Below are 18,185 nucleotides of genomic sequence, written 5' to 3' on the forward strand. Positions count from 1 at the left end.
GATTGAAACCGTATCGCGCCATTGCGACGCGCTACGATAAGCTCAAACGAAATTACGAAAGCATGGTGGCCTTGGCATGCGGCTTTTTATGGCTACCAATGTGAAACGTCAACAGGCCCTAGCGTTACCGGCCGATAGTGGCGTTATTTTTCCGCCACGCAAAACGCCGGGGCCGTTAAGTCTTCAGCGGCTAGGCCCACAGCATGCCTCAAGCCGGCACGGAAAATTTGAAACCATCGTGCAAGCCAGCGTGCAAACGCTGCCGCGCGCTTCCGACGGCTGCCATACTCAAGCGGGCGGCACCCGCGACGGCGGCGCCGCCCGTCAACGCCTTCCCACGATTCAACACCACAAAAGGCAGGTATTCCATGCGACATCTTCCACTTATCCACCGCCGTCATGGCGGCAGAAGCGGCCGTATTGCGCTGCTGCTCTCGCTGGCGCTCGGCGCCTTCACCGCCGCGTCCCCTTCGCTGGCCGATAACGAGCGTACGCCGAGCCTTCAGGTGCAGGCACAGTCCACCGTCGAGGTGACGCCCGATCGCGCCACCGTCCGCGCCCGGCTGTGGGAAGACACCCCCGCCGTCAACCTCGCTGATGAGCAGCAGCGCCAGCAGCACCAAAAGGCCCGCCGGGAGGCGCGAGACGCCCTGGAAAAGCGCGCCGCTAGCCTGATCGACGCGCTTGAAGACGACACCGGCATCGAACGCGACGCCATCAGCGCCGGCTCGCTAGGCGTGCACCCGCGGCGCGATGAAACTCCCGGTTCCGGGCAGGACGATGACCGCCAGCCTCTGACGCGCACGCGGCTGGAGCGCCCGATCACCGTTCAGCTCGACGACCTGGACCGGCTCGAGGACGTACTCGGCACGCTGATGGCGGCCGACGTCAACCGCCTCGACGGCGTAACCTTTGACCTCAAGGACCGCCAAGGCGCAACCGACAGGGCGCTGACGCAGGCGCTGGAAAAGGCCCGCCGCAAGGCCGGCCTGATGGCAGAGAGCCTAGACGTCGAGCTCGGCCGCGTGCAGCGCGTGGAAGAAACCCGCTCGCCGGGCTTTTCTCCGCGCATGATGAGCATAAGCGCCGACTCGCGTGGCAATACCGAAGCCTCGGCGCCGGCTACGGAATACCGCCCCGGCACCATCGACGTCGAGGCCGGCGTCAACGTCGAGTGGGCGCTTGAAGACAGCGATAGCGAAAGGGATAGCGACGCTTAAAGGCGAATGGTCTCCACGCCGCCCATATAGGGGCGCAGCGGCTCGGGAACGGTGACCGTGCCGTCTGCCTGCTGGTGGTTTTCCAGCACCGCCAGCAGGCAGCGCCCCACCGCCAGGCCGGAGCCGTTCAGCGTATGGACCAGCCGGGGCTTTTTCGCCTCGGGACGGCGATAGCGCGCCCGCATCCGCCGGGCCTGGAAATCCTCGCAGTTGGAAATCGAGGAAATCTCGCGGTAGGTCTCCTGGCTTGGCAACCACACTTCCAGATCGTAGGTCTTGGCGGCGCCAAAGCCCATGTCGCCGGTACACAGCGTCACCGCGCGGTACGGCAACTCCAGCGCCTGCAAAATCGCCTCGGCGTGGCCGCGCATGTCCTCGAGCGCCGCGTAGCTGTGCTCGGGCTCCACCACCTGCACCATTTCCACCTTGTCGAACTGGTGCTGGCGGATCATCCCCCGGGTATCCCGCCCGTGAGACCCCGCTTCGCTGCGAAAGCACGGCGTATGGGCGGTGAGCTTCAGCGGCAGCGCCTCGGCCTCGACGATTTCGTCGCGCACGAAGTTCGCCAGCGGCACCTCCGAGGTCGGGATCAGATGATACTCGCGCTCGTCGTCCAGGCGGAACAAGTCCTCGCCGAACTTGGGCAGCTGCCCGGTCCCGATCAGCGAGTCGCGGTTGACGATATAGGGCACGTAGCACTCTTCGTAGCCGTGCTGCTCGGTCTGGGTATCCAGCATGAACTGCGCCAGCGCCCGGTGCAGCTTGGCCACCGGGCCGCGCATCACGGCAAAGCGCGCGCCGGTGAGCTTGGACGCCAGGTCAAAATCGAGATAGCCGGACTTCTTGCCCAGATCCACGTGGTCAAGCACCGCGAAATCAAACTCGCGCGGCGCCCCCCAGCGGTGCAGCTCGACGTTATCGTCTTCGTTCCGGCCTTCGGGTACGCTTTCATGGGGCAGGTTGGGAATCCCGCTGACGGCGTGCTCCCACTCTTCCTGAACCTCGGCGTGGGCCTGCTTGGCTTCGTCCAGCCGATCGCCCAGATCGCTCACTTCATCCAGCAGCGGCTGAATGTCCTCCCCGCTGGCCTTGGCATTGCCGATCGCCTTGGAGCGCGTGTTGCGCTCGTTTTGCAGCTGTTCGGTCCGGGTCTGCAGCTCCCGACGGCGCGACTCAAGCGCAGCAAGCCCTTCCGTATCCAGGGTATAGCCGCGGCGAGCCAGCTGCCGGGCCACCGCCTCCAGATCTCCGCGCAGCAGTTTCGGGTCGAGCATGAGTCATCCTCCGGGCTGAAATCAGAAAGACACGCAGCGCCAAACGCCCGTGACAAAGGCCGTCATTGTAGGCAAAAGCCCGCCGTGGAGCTATGGTTGGACCTTGATACTCAGGCAATCGCAGCTGGCTATGTCCAGAAGAGCCGGGGACAGGTCAAAGAGGGGGTTCTACGCCATGGATGGCGTAGGTAGCGAGTCCCCTCGCAGACCTGTTGACGGCTCAGCCTGGTTGACTGAGGCTAAGATGCCTTCTTATCTCTTCCGACAGCGAGCCGTCATGACCCGCGCTTTCACTACCACGCCCTTCATCACCGTGTTTGACGCCCTGGACGACCTTCACCGCGGCGACCCGCGCATCGTCGAGGTGGACGGCGAAGCCGAACCCAGAGAGCTGGTTTACGCCCGGCGCATGAGCGCCTGGCTTGAGCACATTGACAGCGAGCCAAGCGACATCCTGCGCCTGGCCGTGCGCGCCCAGCACCTTGAGCGCTGGCAACTGCCCCGCGCCGACTACACCGAAGGTCGCGTGGGTTACCTGACCTGGCGCCGCGACCAGAGCCGCCGGGCCGGCGAAACGACGGCCAGGCTGATGCGCGAAGCCGGCTACGCCGAGGCCGACGCCGAACGCGCCGCCAGAATCATCCGCAAACAGGACCTTAAGCGCGACGCCGAGGTGCAGACGCTCGAAGACTGCGCCTGCCTGGTCTTTCTGGAAAACTACTTTGCCGACTTCTCGCGCACCATCGAGCGCGATCATCTGATCCGCATCGTGCAGAAAACCTGGCGCAAGATGTCACCCGGGGCGCGGGAGCTCGCGCTAGCCCTGCCCATGTCCGAGACCTCTGCGGCTATCGTTCAGGAGGCCCTGGCGGACGCGCCGGCCTGAAGCGGACCCCGTGTGCAGCCCGGGAGCGGCTGCGTTAAACTGGATACCTCCCTTTGATCTCCGGCTTTCCGGCTGTGACGGCGCTGATATTCCATGATTGCATCCCTGACTCGGCAGACTATCCCCCTTGAGCGCGCAAGCGCCGACTACGTGCGCTTTCTCGAAGCGCTCAAGGCCACCGGCTTTGACGGCGAGATCGCCCCGGACTACGCCAACCGCACCGTCGCGGCCACGGACAACTCCATCTACCAGCGCCTGCCCCAGGCCGTGCTCTACCCCCGCCACCGCGAGGACCTTGAGCGCATCGCCAAGCTCGCCGGCGAGGTGCCCAACCGCGATATCGTCCTCGCCCCCCGGGGCGGCGGCACCGGCACCAACGGCCAGTCGCTCACCGACGGCCTGGTAGTGGACGTCTCCCGACACATGAACCGCATTCTCGAGATCGACGTGGAAAACCGCCGGGTGCGGGTGCAGGCCGGCGTGGTCAAGGATCAGCTCAACGCCGCGCTCAAGCCCTACGGGCTGTTCTTTGCTCCGGACCTGTCCACCTCCAACCGCGCCACCGTCGGCGGGATGATCGCCACCGACGCCAGCGGCCAGGGCAGCTGCGAATACGGCAAGACCCGGGACCACGTGCTCGAGCTCGACAGCGTGCTGCTGGGCGGCAAGCGCCTGATAAGCCACGCCCTCGACCCGGACGAGGAGCGCGACACCAGCGCCCAAAGCGGCATAATCGGCGATATTCACCGCACCGCCGCCGACATCATCGACCGCAAGGCCGACCTCATCGCGGAAACCTTTCCGCCGCTCAACCGCTGCCTCACCGGCTACGACCTGGCCCACCTGCGCGACGCCAAGCAGCGCCTGGATATCAACAGCCTGCTGTGCGGCGCGGAAGGCTCGCTGGGGCTGTTAAGCGAGGCGACACTCAACGTGCTGCCTATTCCTGAGTATTCGACGCTGGTCAACGTGCGCTACGCCGGCTTCATGGACGCCCTCAGGGATGCCAAGGCGCTGATGGGCAGGGCCCAGCCAACGTCCATTGAAACCATCGACGACAGCGTGCTGCTGCTGGCCATGGACGATTTCGTCTGGGACGGCGTGGCCGAGTTTTTCCCCCAGGGCGACACGCCCATTCGCGGCATCAACCTGGTGGAACTCAACGACAACGACCCGGATAGGCTTGCCCAGCGCGTGGCGGCCTTTACCCGCCACCTGGCCGACGATGACAGCGTCTCGCGGCTGGGCTATACCCTAGCCGAAGGCCGCGGCGCGATCCAGAAAGTCTACGCCATGCGCAAGCGCGCGGTGGGGCTTCTGGGCAACGTCCAGGGGGAAAAGCGCCCGATCCCGTTCGTCGAAGACACCGCCGTGCCGCCGGAGCACCTGGCCGACTACATCGCCGACTTTCGCGCCGTCCTCGACCGCCACGGGCTGAAATATGGCATGTTCGGCCACGTCGACGCCGGCGTGCTCCACGTGCGCCCGGCCATCGACATGAAGGACCCCGAGCAGGCGCGGCTGATCCGCGAGATTTCCGACGAGGTCGCCGAGCTGACCCAGCGCTACCACGGCCTTTTGTGGGGCGAACACGGCAAGGGCATCCGCTCGGAGTACGCGCCCAAATTCTTCGGCGAGCTCTACCCCAGCCTGCAGCGGGTCAAGGCGGCCTTTGACCCGCACAACCAGCTGAACCCGGGCAAGATCGCCTCGCCGCGCCACGAAGGCGGGCTGATCGCCCGGGAGAGCGATCCGGCGCTTTTGACCATCGACGGCGTGACCACCCGGGGCGAGCTCGACCGCACCATCGACGAGCGCGCCTGGCAGTCCTATGACGCGGCGGTGTACTGCAACGGCAACGGCGCCTGCTACAACTACGACGTCGACGACCCCATGTGCCCGTCGTGGAAGGCCACCCGCCAGCGCATTCACTCGCCCAAGGGCCGCGCCAGCCTGATCCGCGAATGGCTGCGGCTGCAAAACGCCGCCGGCGTGGACGTGGTGGAAGAATCGCACAAGAAAAAGACCGAAGGCGTGGGTGGCTTTATCGCCCACCTGCCGCTGCGCACCTACAACACCTTGAACCGCCGCGGCCGCGACGACTACTCCCACGAGGTGTACGAGGCCATGGCGGGCTGTTTGGCGTGCAAGTCCTGCGCCAGCCAGTGCCCGGTGAAGGTCAACGTGCCGCAGTTTCGCTCGCAGTTCCTCGAGGTTTATCACGGCCGCTACCTGCGTCCGCTCCGGGACTACCTGGTCGGCACCACCGAGTTCATGCTGCCCACGCTTGCCAAGGCGGCGCCGCTGTATAACGCCCTGATCACCGGCCGCCTGGTGGACGGTCTGATGCGCCGGGGGCTCGGCATGAGCGACTCGCCGACACTATCCCGGGCCAGCCTGAAAAAGCAGCTCAGGGCCTGGGGCGTGAGCGCCGCCACGCCTACCGCCCTTGGCCTGCTCACCGAGCAGCAGCGCGCCAACAGCGTGATTATCGTCCAGGACGCCTTCACCACCCACTTTGAAGCGCAACTGGTCATGGACGTGGTCGAGCTTCTATCCCGGCTCAACCTGCGGGTGTTCGTCATGCCCTACGCCGCCAACGGCAAGCCGCTCAACGTCCAGGGCTTTCTCGGCGCGTTTGAACGCACCGCGGAAAAGCAGGCGCGGCGCCTGCGCACCCTGGCCGACTTCGGCGTGCCGCTGATCGGCATCGACCCGGCGATGACGCTCTGCTACCGCCAGGAATACGTCAAGGCGCTGGGCGAAGATGCCGTGCCGCCGGTAGCGCTGCTCCAGGAATGGCTGGTCACCCGGCTGAACACGCTCCCGGTAGCGCCGCTGGACGGGCCCGAGGACGGCTACCGGCTGCTTTCCCACTGCACCGAACAGACCAGCGAGCCCCAGGCCCCCAAAGCCTGGCAGCAGGTGTTCGCCGCCTTCGGCCTGGAGCTTGAGACGCTTGCCAGCGGCTGCTGCGGCATGTCCGGCACCTACGGCCACGAAACCCGCAACGTCGAGACGTCGAAAACCGTCTACGCCCAGTCCTGGCAGCCCATGGTCGAGGCCGAAGAAAGCCCAGGTCGTCTGCTCGCCACCGGCTACTCCTGCCGCAGCCAGGCCAGCCGCTTCTCAAGCGCCACCCTGCCCCATCCGCTGCAGGCGCTGCTCACGGCGATGAAGCGTACGGGCTAGCCCACTTACCTCAGAAAAACATCGCCTGGAGCGCCTCCCCCGGGCTCTCCTTGCGCATAAAGGCCTCACCTACTAGAAAGCCGTTGACGCCGCTGTCGCGCATTTTGGCGACGTCTTCGCGGGTGTGGATGCCGGATTCGGTAATCACCGTGACGCCCTCGGGCACTTTCTTGAGCAGGTCGAGGGTAGTGTCGAGCGTGGTGTCGAAGGTGTGCAGGTTGCGGTTGTTGATGCCCACAAGCTCGAGATCGAGCCTGAGCGCGCGCTCCAGCTCCTCGGCATCGTGGACTTCAACCAGCACGTCCATGCCCAGCGCATGAGCCTGCTGGTTCAGCTCGGCGAGTCGGTCGTCGTCGAGCGCGGCGACGATCAGCAGAATGCAGTCCGCGCCGATGGCCCGGGCCTCGGTGACCTGGTAGCCGTGGGTGATGAAGTCCTTGCGGATCACCGGCAGCGAGCAGGCGTCCCGGGCGGCAATGAGAAAATCCTCGTGACCCTGGAAGAAGTCCGCGTCGGTAAGCACCGACAGGCAGGCCGCGCCGCCGTCGGCGTAGCTTTGGGCAATCTCGGCAGGCGCGAAGTCCTCGCGGATGACGCCCTTGGACGGCGAGGCTTTTTTGATCTCGGCGATCACCGCCGCCTCCCCCGCCGCCATGCGCTCGTTCAGCGCGCGAATAAAGCCGCGCGGGGCGCTTTGCTTGTCGGCCAGCGCCAGCAGGTCGGCCTCGGAAACCGCTTGGCGGCGCTGCGTTACTTCCTCATCCTTGCGCGCCAGAATGCGGGTTAACACGGTCGGCGTAGCCTGATCGCTCATAGATATCATCTCACTGCGGTTGCGTTAGGGTTTGAACTGGGCGGTGAAGCGCGAAAGCTCGCGCATTTTTTCCAGCGGCAGCCTGTCCCGCTGGGCGCCGCGCGCCAGGCGCACGCCCTCTTTCAGCGTGTCGGCCACGCCGGCGCAGTAAAGCGCCGCGCCGGCGTTGAGCGAGACGATATCTGCCGGGGCGCCTTCGCCGCTCAGCGCGGCCTTTACCTGGCGCAGGCTGTCTTCCACGCCGTCGGCTTTCAGCGATTCAAGGCTTTGGCGCTCGATGCCCAGCTCTTCCGGGGTAATGCGGTATTCGGTGATGTCGCCGTCTTTTAATTCGGCTACCTGCGTCGGGGCCGCCAGCGAAATTTCGTCCAGCCCGTCGTCGGAGTGGACCACCATGACGCGGCGGCTGCCGAGCTTTTGCAGCACCTCAGCCAAAAGCGGCACCAGGGCCGGGTCGTACACGCCCAAAAGCTGGTTGGGCGCGCCGGCGGGGTTGGTCAGCGGGCCGAGAATGTTGAACAGCGTGCGCACGCCCATGTCGCGGCGCGGCACTACGGCGTGGCGCATGGCCGGGTGGTGGTTGGGGGCGAACATGAAGCCCACGCCGACCTCTTCGATGCAGCGAGCCACCTGCCCGGCTTCCAGATTGAGAAAGATCCCCGCCACGTCGAACAGATCCGCACTGCCGGACGACGATGACACGCTGCGCCCGCCGTGCTTGGCCACGCGAGCGCCGGCCGCGGCGGCGACGAAGCTCGAGGCGGTGGAAACGTTGAACAGGTTGGCGCCGTCGCCGCCGGTGCCGACGATATCCACCACGCCGCCCTGCACCTCGGGCGTGACGCGGTTCATCAGCTCGCGCATGACCTGGGCGGCGGCGCCAATCTCGGTGGCCGTTTCGCCCTTCATGGCGAGCCCCATGAGCAGCGCGCCGACCTGGGCGTCGCTGGCGTCCCCGGTCATGATCTGGCGCATGAGCGCGTGCATCTGGTCAAACGACAGGTTCTCGCGGCGCATCACCGCATTGATTGCGTCTCGCATCTGCATGAAAAAGGTGGGCCTCGTGCTCGTGATGCGCCGGTTCAAGCGCGTTGCAAAAAATTCGCCAAAAGCGCGTGGCCCTGGCGGGTCAAAATCGACTCGGGATGAAACTGCACCCCTTCAATGTCCAGCTCGCGGTGGCGAAGCCCCATGATCAGCCCCGGCGTAACGTCGTCCTCCGGCGTCCAGGCGGTGATCTCCAGGCACTCGGGCAGGCTGGCTTTATCCACCACCAGCGAATGGTAGCGGGTCACTTCCAGCGGGTTGTCAAGCCCGGTAAATACGCCATGGCCAAGATGCTCAACGGCCGAGGTCTTGCCGTGCATCACTGCCGGGGCGCGAATCACGCGGCCGCCGTAGGCCTGGCCGATCGCCTGGTGGCCCAGGCACACCCCCAGAATCGGCAGCTGGCCGGCAAAGTGGCGAACGGCGTCCAGAGATATCCCCGCCTCGTCGGGCGTACAGGGGCCCGGGGAGATGACCAGGTGGCTTGGCGCCAGAGCGTCGATGTCGGCGATGGCGATCTCGTCGTTGCGGTAAGTCAACACTTCGGCCCCCAGCTCCGCCAGATACTGGACGATGTTGTAGGTGAAGCTGTCGTAGTTATCGATCATGACGATCTTTGCCGCTTTGGCCATCAAAACATCCTGTGGTTTGCCGGGTCATTCAGGCGTTTGCCGATCAACCCGACGGCCTGCTTGCTACCGGCCGGGCAGTTTCTCCGAGTGTAACGCAACCCGCCGCCAGGGTGCACGGTGCCGGCCATCCGAGAGGTGCTCACACCGCCCGGGCTTTTTAGCGCTCCTTGAACTACCTCCCGCTTTAATGCTTAGCTAGACGCTTGAAGACAGCGTCACACCGGCTTGCAACGCTTACTCCCCGCCAGAGCACGGGGCGCGTATAAAAACAGCTCACGCGTCGCCGGATAGCGCTTTCCCAGACACCGTAACGGGTACGCCTTATGCCACTCGACAGTGCCAACGAGTTGATCGCCGAGTACTGGGCCATCGGGCTTTTCGTCCTGGCCGTGTTTCTGCTGTGCGCGTTCATGATCGGCGCCTCGGCGCTGCTCGGCGGGCGCAGCCAGGGGCGCAGCAAGACCATTCCGTTTGAAAGCGGTGTCCTTGGCGCCGGCGACGCCCGGCAGCGCTTTTCCATCCAGTTTTATCTGGTGGCGATGCTGTTCGTCATCTTCGATATTGAAGCCGTTTTCCTGTTTGCCTGGGCCGTCTCGGTACGCGAATCGGGCTGGCCGGGCTTCTGGGGCGCAGCCGTTTTCATTGGCATCCTGCTTGCCGGGCTCATCTACGACTATCGCTCCGGCGCACTCGACTGGGCGCCTGGCGGCAGCGAACGGATGCACCGGGGAAGCGCGCGGCGCGGCTGAATCGACGCGCGATTCAGCGCCTGCCAGCACGAAGCAAGTACCAGGGCCGAGGCGTTTCCGGCCGGCACTCAACGATTTCAGTCGGGAGGCATAACATGGCATATACCCTGACCCGGGCCGACGACGCAATGGCGCAGCAGAGCGACCGCTATCCGCTGGGCGAGCGTCAGCGCGTCGACGATCCGATGAAGCAGCAGGTACACCGCAGCGTGTTCACCGGCAAGCTGGAAGAGGTGCTCAACTCGGCGGTGAACTGGGGGCGCAAGAACTCCCTCTGGCCCTACAACTTCGGGCTGTCCTGCTGCTATGTGGAAATGACCACGGCGTTTACCGCCCCCCACGACGTCGCGCGCTTCGGCGCCGAGGTGCTCCGCGCCTCTCCGCGCCAGGCGGACTTCATGGTGATCTCCGGCACCTGCTTTGTGAAAATGGCGCCGGTCATCCAGCAGCTCTACGACCAGATGCTGGAGCCCAAGTGGGTGATCTCCATGGGCTCCTGCTCCAACTCCGGCGGCATGTACGATATTTATTCCGTGGTTCAGGGGGTGGATAAATTCCTCCCCGTGGACGTGTACGTGCCCGGCTGCCCGCCCCGCCCGGAGGCCTTTTTGCAGGGGCTGCAGCTGCTTCAGGACTCCATCCAGGAAGAGCGCCGTCCGCTTTCCTGGGTCGTCGGTGACCAGGGCGTTTACCGCGCGGAAATGCCGTCTCAGCGGGAGAAGCACCGCGATCAGCGGATTCAAGCCACTGAACTGCGCACGCCGGACAGCGTATAGCGCCCCAAGCCAGGCGGAACCGCCTTTAGCCAAGGAGAACCTGCACCACCATGAGCACAGATGCCTCCGCCGCGATTGTCCATACGCTACGCGAACGCTTTGGCGACAAGCTTCACTGCGAGCAGCCCACGCTGACCGGCATGCCGGTGGTCTGGGTGCGCCGCGACGCCATTGTCGAGGTGCTCGACGCCCTGCGCCGGCTGCCCGAGCCGTTCGAGATGCTCTACGATCTCACCGCCGTGGACGAGCGCATGCGCGGCCACCGCGACGGCCTGCCCGCCGCGGACTATACCGTGGCCTACCAGCTGCTGTCGGTCTCCGGCAACCGCGACATCATGCTCAAGGTGGCGCTCGACGAGCGCGATCTCTCTCTGCCCACGGTGATTGCGGTTTACCCCAACGCCGACTGGTACGAGCGCGAGGTCTGGGACATGTTCGGCATCGAGTTTGCCGGCCACCCCAACCTGCGGCGCATTCTCATGCCGCCGACCTGGAACGGCCACCCGCTGCGCAAGGACCACCACGCCCGGGCCACCGAGTTTGACCCCTACACCCTGACCGTTGAGGGTCAGGACAAGGAACAGGGCGCGCTTCGCTTCGTCCCCGAAGAGTGGGGCATGCAGCGCGAGCGCGACGGCGCCGAGTTCATGTTTTTGAACCTGGGGCCCAACCACCCGTCCGCCCACGGCGCGTTTCGCATCGTGCTGCAGCTCGACGGCGAAGAGATCATCGACTGCGTGCCGGATATCGGCTACCACCACCGCGGCGCGGAAAAGATGGGCGAGCGCCAGTCCTGGCACAGCTTCATCCCCTACACCGACCGCATCGACTACGTCGGCGGGGTGATGAATAACCTGCCCTACGTGCTGGCGGTAGAAAAGCTCGCCGGCATCCAGGTCACCGACCGCGCCGCCACGGTGCGGGTGATGATGTCGGAACTTTTCCGCATTACCAGCCACCTGCTGTTTCTGGGCACCTATCTGCAGGACCTGGGCGCCATGTCGCCGGTATTTTTCACCTTTACCGACCGCCAGAAGGCCTACCACGTCATCGAGGCGATCACCGGCTTTCGCATGCACCCGGCGTGGTTTCGCATCGGCGGGCTGATGCAGGATTTACCCCAGGGCTGGGACCGGCTGATGCAGGAATTCGTCGACTGGATGCCGGCGCGGCTGAGGGAATACGAGCGCGCCATGATGGAAAACTCGGTGGTGCGCGACCGGACCCGTCACGTCGCCGCCTTTGACACCGCCAACGCCCTGGCCTGGGGCGTGACCGGCCCCAACCTGCGCGCTACCGGCTGCGATTTCGACCTGCGCAAAAAGCGCCCCTACTCCGGCTACGAGAATTTCGACTTCGAGGTGCCGCTGGGGCACAACGGCGACGCCTTCGACCGCGGCCAGCTGCGCATCGAAGAAATGCGCCAGAGCCTGCGCATCATCCAGCAGTGCATCAACCACATGCCCGCCGGCGACTTCAAGGCCGACCACCCCTTGACCACGCCGCCGCCCCGGGAGCGCATGCTCGAGCATATCGAGACCCTGATCACGCACTTTCTGCAGGTCTCCTGGGGGCCGGTGCTGCCCGCCAACGAGTCGCTGCAGATGGTCGAGGCGGCCAAGGGCATCAACAGCTACTACCTGACCAGCGACGGCAGCACCATGAGCTACCGCACGCGGATTCGTACGCCGAGCTTCCCGCACCTGCAGCAGATTCCGGCGCTGATGCGCGGCGGCTTCGTCCCGGACCTGATCGCGCATCTGGGCAGTATTGATTTCGTCATGGCCGACGTGGACCGTTAACCCGGGGAGTGTAAGCAATGTCTGACAGCTTTTATGACGCAACCGGCACCGCGGCTCCCATTGCTACCGATGGCGACGGCTTCGTGCTCCACGCCGACGACCGCCGCGCCATGCTCGACGAGCGCGCCCACTACGAGCAGCCCCAGGCGGCGTGCATCGAAGCGCTGAAGATCGTCCAGAAACGCCACGGCTGGGTGCCCGACGGCGCTATTGTCGCCGTGGCCGAGACGCTCGGCATAGGCTCCGGCGACGTGGAAGGCGTGGCCACTTTTTATAACCTGATTTTCCGCCAGCCGGTGGGCCGCCACGTGATTCTTGTCTGCGACAGCAGCTCGTGCTTTTTGACCGGCTATGACGAGCTAAGCGAAGCGCTGAGCCAGCGGCTGGGCATTGGCTTTGGCGAGACCACCAAGGACAACCGCTTCACCCTGCTGCCCACCTGCTGTTTGGGCGCCTGCGACCGCGGGCCGGCCATGATGATCGGTGACGACACCTTTGGCCCCATTGCGCCGAGTGATCTGAGCGAGCTTCTGGAGGCGTATCCATGACCGCAATTCCTGCGAACTCTCGGCTGCGCTATCACAGCCAGCTGCGCCAAAGCGCCGACGAGCGCCGCGAGGAGACGCATCCGCTGACCTGGCGGCTTCACGACGACGGCAGGCGCGTCGGGCTTGACGAGTACCGGCAGAAAAACGGCTACGTCGGCGCGAAAAAGGCGCTGGCCATGGACCCCGCCGACGTGATCGAGGCGATGAAAACCGCCAACGTCCGCGGGCGCGGCGGCGGCGGCTTCTCCGCCGGGGTCAAGTGGAGCCTGACTCAGGTGGGCGAGAATCTGCCGCGCGGCTACACGGTGTGCAACGCCGACGAAATGGAGCCGGGCACCTTCAAGGACCGCATGCTCATGGAGCAGCAGCCGCACCTGCTGATCGAAGGTATGATCATCGCCGGCCACGCCAACCGCTCGAAATACGGCTATATCTTCCTGCGCGGCGAATACGTCGAGGCCGCGCGCTCGCTTCAGCTTGCCATCGAGGAGGCGCGGGAGGCCGGCCTTTTGGGTGACAGCGTCGCCGGCACCGGCTTTGACTTCAACATCGCCCTGCACACCGGCGCCGGGCGCTATATCTGCGGTGAGGAAACCGCGCTGATTAACTCGCTCGAGGGCAAGCGCGCCAACCCCCGGGCCAAGCCGCCGTTTCCCGGCCAGTCCGGCGCCTGGGGCAAGCCCACCGTGGTCAACAACGTCGAAACCCTGTGCAACGCTCCGGCGGTCATGCAGCACGGCGCCGACTGGTACCAGGCGCTATCCGGCGATCTGAGCAACGACGGCGGCACCAAGCTTTACGGCGTTTCCGGGCTGGTCAACAAACCCGGCCTGTGGGAGCTGCCCATCGGCACCAGCGGCTGGGACATCATGGAGCGCGCCGGCGGCATGCGTGAAGGCCACACGCTGAAAACCTGGCTGCCCGGCGGCGGCAGTACCGGCTTTTTGCTCCCCGAGCACCTGGAACTGCCGCTGGACTTTGACACCGTCGGCCAGTACGGCAGCCGGCTGGGCACGGGACTTTTGACCGTGGTCAGCCAGCGCCAGAGCCTGGTGGCCCTGCTGCGCAACCTGGAGCAGTTCTTCGCCCGGGAGTCCTGCGGCTGGTGCACCCCCTGCCGGGACGGCCTGCACTGGACGGCGAAGATACTCCAGGCCATCGAGCACGGCGATGGCCGGCCCGGCGACATCGAGCTTCTGCAGGAGCACGCGCAAAACATCGGCCCGGGGCTGACCTTCTGCGCCCACGCGCCGGGGGCGGCGATGCCGCTGGAATCGGCGATCCGCCACTTCCGCGCCGACTTCGAAGCGGGCATTGTCAAGGAACAAGCCGAAGAGGTTACCGCCGCGGCTGACGGCGCGGGTACAGCGGCGGCCAATGAAGAGGTGAGCTGATGGCAACGATTCATGTGGACGGCAACGCCTACGAAGTAGACGGCAGCGATAACCTGCTGCACGCCTGCCTGTCGCTGGGCCTGGACATCCCCTACTTCTGCTGGCACCCGGCCATGGGCAGCGTAGGCGCCTGTCGCCAGTGCGCGGTCAAGCAGTACAAGGACGAAAACGATACCCAGGGCAAGATCGTGATGTCGTGCATGACGCCGGCCGCCGACAACAGCTGGCTTTCCATCGACGATGATGAAGCCCACGCGTTTCGTGCTCGTGTGACCGAATGGTTCATGACTTACCACCCCCACGACTGTCCGGTATGCGCCGAAGGCGGCCACTGCCACCTTCAGGACATGACGGTGATGACCGGCCACAGCCGGCGCCGCTACCGCTTTGCCAAGCGCACCCACCGCAACCAGTATCTGGGGCCCTTTGTCGCCCACGAGATGAACCGCTGCATCAACTGCTATCGCTGCGTGCGCTTTTACAACGACTACGCCGGCGGCACGGACCTTGGCGTGTTCGGCATGAACAACAACCTCTATTTCGGCCGCCACCAGGAAGGCGTGCTGGAAAGCCCCTTTGCCGGCAACCTCACCGAGGTGTGCCCCACCGGCGTGTTCACCGACAAGACCCACACCCGCCACTACACCCGCAAATGGGACCTGCAGTACGCCCCCAGCGTCTGCCACCAGTGCGCGGTCGGCTGCAACACAAGCCCCGGGGAGCGCTACGGCAGCGTCCGGCGTATCGAAAACCGCTACCACGGCGAGGTCAACGGCCACTTCCTCTGCGACCGCGGCCGCTTCGGCTACGACTACGTCAACCGCGACGATCGCCCGCGCCGGCCGGAATGGCACGATAACGACACCCACGTCACCGAGCTCGACGTGGACCCCGCCCTTGACCGCGGCGCCGACCTGCTGCGCCGGGCCGACCGCGTCATCGGCATCGGCTCGCCCCGGGCGAGCCTTGAGAGCAACCACCAGCTGCGCGCGCTGGTGGGCGAGAACAACTTTTCCACCGGCATCGCCGCCGCCGAACAGGCCTGCCTCGAGCGCATGGCCGCCATCGACGCCGAAGGCGCGCTTGCCACGCCCACGCCCCGGGACATCGAAAGCCACGACGCGGTGCTGGTGCTCGGCGAGGACCTGCTGAACAGCGCCGCCCGGCTGGGCCTCAACGTGCGCCAGGCGGTGCTGGGCATCCGCGAAGAGCTCGCCGAGGAGCGCGGCATCCCCCAGTGGCACGACGCCGCTGTCAGAACGCTGGCTCAGGACAGCCGCCATCCGCTCTACATCGCCTACCCCACCGCGACCGGCCTCGACGACATCAGCGCGGCCAGCCTGCGGCTGACGCCGGACGACATCGCCCGGCTGGGCTTTGCCGTGGCCCACGAGATCGACCCCGACGCGCCGGCGGTCAGCGACCTTGACGACGCCACCCGGGATCACGCCCGGAATATCGCCCGGGCGCTTCTCGCCGCCAAGCGCCCGCTGGTCATGAGCGGCGGCTCGCTTGAATCGCTTGCCATCCTCAACGCCACCGCCAGCGTCGCCCGGGCCCTGGGGCAGAAGACAGAGGGGCAGAAGACAGAGGGGCAGCGAAAAGGGCGGAAAAAAGCGCCGCAGGGCGGCCTGCTTCTGGTTCGCCGGGAAGCCAACAGCGCAGGGGTCGCGCTGATGGGCGGCAAGCCCCTGGAGCGCGCGCTCGAGCACGTCTCCCACGGCCACGCCGACACCCTCATCGTATTGGAAAACGACCTCTACGAGCGCATGCCGGACGCCCGGATAGACGAAGCCCTGACGGCGGCCGAGAGCCTGATCGTGCTCGACCACCAGCGCACCCAAACCTGGCAGCGCGCCACCCTGGGCCTGCCCGCGGCAAGCTTTGTCGAGGCCGACGGCACCGTGGTCAATCTCGAAGGCCGCGCCCAGCGGTTTTATCAGGTGTACGACCCGCGCCACATGCGCCCGGAATGCCGCATCCACGCCGGCTGGCGCTGGCTTGACGCCCTGCGCGCAAGCCTCGGGCGCAGCGTCAGCGAGCCCTTGACCTTTGACCAGGTGGTGAGCGACTGCGCTTTCGCGCACCCGACCCTTGCGGGCATGGAGGCGGCCGGCGGCCACGCCAAGCTTCCCGGCGCGCTCAAGCTTGCCCGGGCGCCCCATCGCTACAGCGGGCGCACTTCCCTGCGTGCTCACCTCAACGTCAGCGAGCCGCGCACCCCTCAGGATCCGGACACGCCCTTCGAGTTTTCCATGGAGGGCTACAGCGGCTTTGACCGCCCGCGCCAGAACGTGCCCTTTGCCTGGGCGCCGGGCTGGAACTCGCCCCAGGCGTGGAATAAGTTCACCGACAGCGTGGGCGGCCACCTTCAGGGCGGCGATCCGGGGATTCGCGTGGCCGGTGCGGAAGGCGCGCCGGAGGCGACCTACCCCGCCGCCGACGCTATTCCGGCGGCCTTTGCCCGCCGCGACGGCCAGTTTCAGCTGTGGGTTCTGCCGCGGCTGTTCGGCGGCGAGGCCACCTCGTCCCGCGCCGACGCCATCGCAGAGCGCACGGGAACGCCCTGCCTGCAGCTAAGCGAGGCCGACGCCCGAGCGCTTGACGCCGAAGACGGCGCCACGCTGACGCTGTGCGTTGGCGAGACGCACCTGCCCCTCGCCCTGCAGGTGGAGACCCATCTGCCCGACGGGCTGGTAACGCTACCCGCAGGGGTTATGCCCGGCGCGCCGAACGGCCACTGGGTCACCCTTGGCAAGGAGGAAGGCTGATGGACTGGGCAATGCTTGATGGCCTGCGCCCGGCGTGGCTGAGCCCGACGCTGCTGGCAACGGCTATTGCCATGATCGAAGCCGTGGCGATTCTGCTTGTCGCGGTGCTTATCGGCGCCATTCTTACCGTGGTCGAGCGCCGGATGCTGGGCCTGTGGCAGGACCGCTACGGGCCCAACCGGGTGGGACCGTTTGGCTCGCTCCAGCTGATCGCCGACATGCTCAAGATCTTTTTCAAGGAAGACTGGATTCCGCCCTTTGCCGACCGCACGATTTTCCTGCTGGCCCCGGCCATTGCCATGGCCTCGCTTTTGCTGTCGTTCGCGATTATTCCCATCACGCCGACGCTTGGGGTCGCGGACTGGAACATCGGCCTGCTGTTCTTTTTGGCCATGGGCGGCATCAACGTTTACTCGGTGCTGCTGGGCGGCTGGTCCAGCGGCAACAAATACGCGCTGATCGGCGCCATGCGCTCCTCGGCCCAGACGATCTCTTATGAAGTCTTCCTGGGGCTTTCGCTCATGGGCGTCGTGGCCACCGCGGGCTCGTTCAACCTGCGCGAAATCGTCAGCGCTCAGGAAGGCCTGTGGTTTGTCATTCCCCAGTTTCTGGGCTTTTGCAACTTTCTCATCGCCGGCTTTGCGGTCACCCACCGCCACCCTTTCGACCAACCCGAAGCCGAGCAGGAGCTGGCCGACGGCTACCACGTCGAGTATTCCAGCATGAAGTTCGGCATGTTCTTTATCGGCGAATACGTGGGCATGCTGCTGATTTCGGCGCTCACCGTAACGCTGTTCTTCGGCGGCTGGCACGGGCCGCTGCTGCCGCCGATTGTCTGGTTCATGCTCAAGACCGCGGTGTTTACGCTGCTGTTTATTCTGGTGCGGGCGTCGCTGCCCCGGCCGCGCTACGATCGCGTCATGACCTTTGGCTGGATCGTCTGTCTGCCGCTTACGCTGCTCAATCTGCTGGTCACGGGCGCCATTATTCTGCTCGCAGCGCCGGCGTGAGCCCGCGCTCAAAGAGACGCACTGAGTCCGCCATGCAGGCGTAAAACGTGGGTTACCAGGCGTCAACGGA

The 18,185-nt window shown here is 65.6% G+C and carries 14 protein-coding genes and 1 pseudogene; 11 read left to right on the forward strand and 4 right to left on the reverse strand.

Annotation, left to right across the window (positions count from 1 at the left end; translation table 11 throughout):
- Both RS027_RS06395 and RS027_RS06400 read left to right on the forward strand, forming a co-directional pair.
- Positions 1-104: pseudogene (locus RS027_RS06395) on the forward strand (IS5/IS1182 family transposase); the annotation flags it as partial.
- A gap of 264 nt (positions 105-368) precedes the next feature.
- Positions 369-1,220 carry an SIMPL domain-containing protein gene (locus RS027_RS06400; RefSeq protein ID WP_311955162.1) on the forward strand — a complete coding sequence of 284 codons (852 nt, stop codon included), beginning with the start codon at positions 369-371 and terminating at the stop codon, positions 1,218-1,220.
- Here the strand turns inward: RS027_RS06400 and serS are convergent.
- Positions 1,217-2,494, reverse strand: a complete 1,278-nt coding sequence (serS, locus tag RS027_RS06405; protein ID WP_311955168.1) for a serine--tRNA ligase — start codon at positions 2,492-2,494, stop codon at positions 1,217-1,219. The two genes, RS027_RS06400 and serS, sit on opposite strands and share 4 nt — an antisense overlap.
- A 277-nt stretch (positions 2,495-2,771) precedes the next feature.
- Here serS and RS027_RS06410 point away from each other — a divergent pair, with 277 nt between their 5' ends.
- Together RS027_RS06410 and ydiJ are read left to right on the forward strand one after the other, a co-directional pair.
- On the forward strand, positions 2,772-3,380 hold the full coding sequence (locus RS027_RS06410) for a DUF4202 domain-containing protein (RefSeq protein ID WP_311955171.1): 609 nt from the start codon (positions 2,772-2,774) through the stop codon (positions 3,378-3,380).
- Positions 3,381-3,473: 93 nt separating this feature from the next.
- A complete protein-coding gene (gene ydiJ / locus RS027_RS06415; protein ID WP_311955174.1) occupies positions 3,474-6,572 on the forward strand; it encodes a D-2-hydroxyglutarate dehydrogenase YdiJ in 3,099 nt (1,032 codons plus the stop codon).
- A gap of 10 nt (positions 6,573-6,582) precedes the next feature.
- Here the strand turns inward: ydiJ and trpC are convergent, their stop codons facing one another.
- From trpC to RS027_RS06430, 3 genes are read right to left on the reverse strand one after another with little or no spacing between them, the layout of a single operon-like run.
- Positions 6,583-7,386, reverse strand: a complete 804-nt coding sequence (gene trpC / locus RS027_RS06420; protein ID WP_311955176.1) for an indole-3-glycerol phosphate synthase TrpC — start codon at positions 7,384-7,386, stop codon at positions 6,583-6,585.
- Positions 7,387-7,410: 24 nt separating this feature from the next.
- Positions 7,411-8,433 carry an anthranilate phosphoribosyltransferase gene (gene trpD / locus RS027_RS06425; protein WP_311955181.1) on the reverse strand — a complete coding sequence of 341 codons (1,023 nt, stop codon included), beginning with the start codon at positions 8,431-8,433 and terminating at the stop codon, positions 7,411-7,413.
- Between the two features lie 35 nt (positions 8,434-8,468).
- A complete protein-coding gene (locus RS027_RS06430; RefSeq protein ID WP_311955184.1) occupies positions 8,469-9,065 on the reverse strand; it encodes an anthranilate synthase component II in 597 nt (198 codons plus the stop codon).
- Between the two features lie 323 nt (positions 9,066-9,388).
- On the opposite strand from RS027_RS06430, the gene RS027_RS06435 reads away from it, so the two are divergent.
- The 7 genes from RS027_RS06435 to nuoH all read left to right on the forward strand — a co-directional run bounded on the left by RS027_RS06435 (position 9,389) and on the right by nuoH (position 18,115).
- The gene (locus tag RS027_RS06435) at positions 9,389-9,814 is read left to right on the forward strand and encodes an NADH-quinone oxidoreductase subunit A (RefSeq protein ID WP_311955188.1); all 426 of its coding nucleotides are present in this window, start codon (positions 9,389-9,391) and stop codon (positions 9,812-9,814) included.
- Between the two features lie 95 nt (positions 9,815-9,909).
- Positions 9,910-10,590: an NADH-quinone oxidoreductase subunit B gene (locus tag RS027_RS06440; protein ID WP_311955190.1), complete on the forward strand. Its 681-nt coding sequence runs from the start codon at positions 9,910-9,912 to the stop codon at positions 10,588-10,590.
- Positions 10,591-10,640: 50 nt separating this feature from the next.
- Positions 10,641-12,392 (forward strand): NADH-quinone oxidoreductase subunit C/D, encoded by a 1,752-nt coding sequence (gene nuoC / locus RS027_RS06445; protein WP_311955192.1) that lies wholly within the window; start codon positions 10,641-10,643, stop codon positions 12,390-12,392.
- Between the two features lie 17 nt (positions 12,393-12,409).
- Positions 12,410-12,940 (forward strand): NADH-quinone oxidoreductase subunit NuoE, encoded by a 531-nt coding sequence (nuoE, locus tag RS027_RS06450; RefSeq protein ID WP_311955194.1) that lies wholly within the window; start codon positions 12,410-12,412, stop codon positions 12,938-12,940.
- A complete protein-coding gene (locus RS027_RS06455; protein ID WP_311955197.1) occupies positions 12,937-14,334 on the forward strand; it encodes an NADH-ubiquinone oxidoreductase-F iron-sulfur binding region domain-containing protein in 1,398 nt (465 codons plus the stop codon). Before nuoE ends, RS027_RS06455 begins: the two co-directional genes overlap by 4 nt.
- Entirely contained in the window at positions 14,334-17,105 is a 2,772-nt protein-coding gene (nuoG, locus tag RS027_RS06460) for an NADH-quinone oxidoreductase subunit NuoG (RefSeq protein WP_311955201.1), read from the forward strand. Before RS027_RS06455 ends, nuoG begins: the two co-directional genes overlap by 1 nt.
- Complete coding sequence (gene nuoH, locus RS027_RS06465) at positions 17,105-18,115, forward strand: NADH-quinone oxidoreductase subunit NuoH (RefSeq protein WP_311955203.1); 1,011 nt, start codon at positions 17,105-17,107, stop codon at positions 18,113-18,115. Before nuoG ends, nuoH begins: the two co-directional genes overlap by 1 nt.
- Positions 18,116-18,185: the final 70 nt, after the last annotated feature.

Source organism: Halomonas garicola, assembly GCF_031935715.1.
GTDB classification, from domain to species: domain Bacteria; phylum Pseudomonadota; class Gammaproteobacteria; order Pseudomonadales; family Halomonadaceae; genus Vreelandella; species Vreelandella garicola.

Coding starts and splice junctions, on each gene's coding strand:
- RS027_RS06400 (WP_311955162.1), top strand. CDS start 369: ATGCGACATCTTCCACTTATCCACCGCCGTCATGGCGGCAGAAGCGGC.
- serS (WP_311955168.1), bottom strand. CDS start 2,494: ATGCTCGACCCGAAACTGCTGCGCGGAGATCTGGAGGCGGTGGCCCGG.
- RS027_RS06410 (WP_311955171.1), top strand. CDS start 2,772: ATGACCCGCGCTTTCACTACCACGCCCTTCATCACCGTGTTTGACGCC.
- ydiJ (WP_311955174.1), top strand. CDS start 3,474: ATGATTGCATCCCTGACTCGGCAGACTATCCCCCTTGAGCGCGCAAGC.
- trpC (WP_311955176.1), bottom strand. CDS start 7,386: ATGAGCGATCAGGCTACGCCGACCGTGTTAACCCGCATTCTGGCGCGC.
- trpD (WP_311955181.1), bottom strand. CDS start 8,433: ATGCAGATGCGAGACGCAATCAATGCGGTGATGCGCCGCGAGAACCTG.
- RS027_RS06430 (WP_311955184.1), bottom strand. CDS start 9,065: ATGGCCAAAGCGGCAAAGATCGTCATGATCGATAACTACGACAGCTTC.
- RS027_RS06435 (WP_311955188.1), top strand. CDS start 9,389: ATGCCACTCGACAGTGCCAACGAGTTGATCGCCGAGTACTGGGCCATC.
- RS027_RS06440 (WP_311955190.1), top strand. CDS start 9,910: ATGGCATATACCCTGACCCGGGCCGACGACGCAATGGCGCAGCAGAGC.
- nuoC (WP_311955192.1), top strand. CDS start 10,641: ATGAGCACAGATGCCTCCGCCGCGATTGTCCATACGCTACGCGAACGC.
- nuoE (WP_311955194.1), top strand. CDS start 12,410: ATGTCTGACAGCTTTTATGACGCAACCGGCACCGCGGCTCCCATTGCT.
- RS027_RS06455 (WP_311955197.1), top strand. CDS start 12,937: ATGACCGCAATTCCTGCGAACTCTCGGCTGCGCTATCACAGCCAGCTG.
- nuoG (WP_311955201.1), top strand. CDS start 14,334: ATGGCAACGATTCATGTGGACGGCAACGCCTACGAAGTAGACGGCAGC.
- nuoH (WP_311955203.1), top strand. CDS start 17,105: ATGGACTGGGCAATGCTTGATGGCCTGCGCCCGGCGTGGCTGAGCCCG.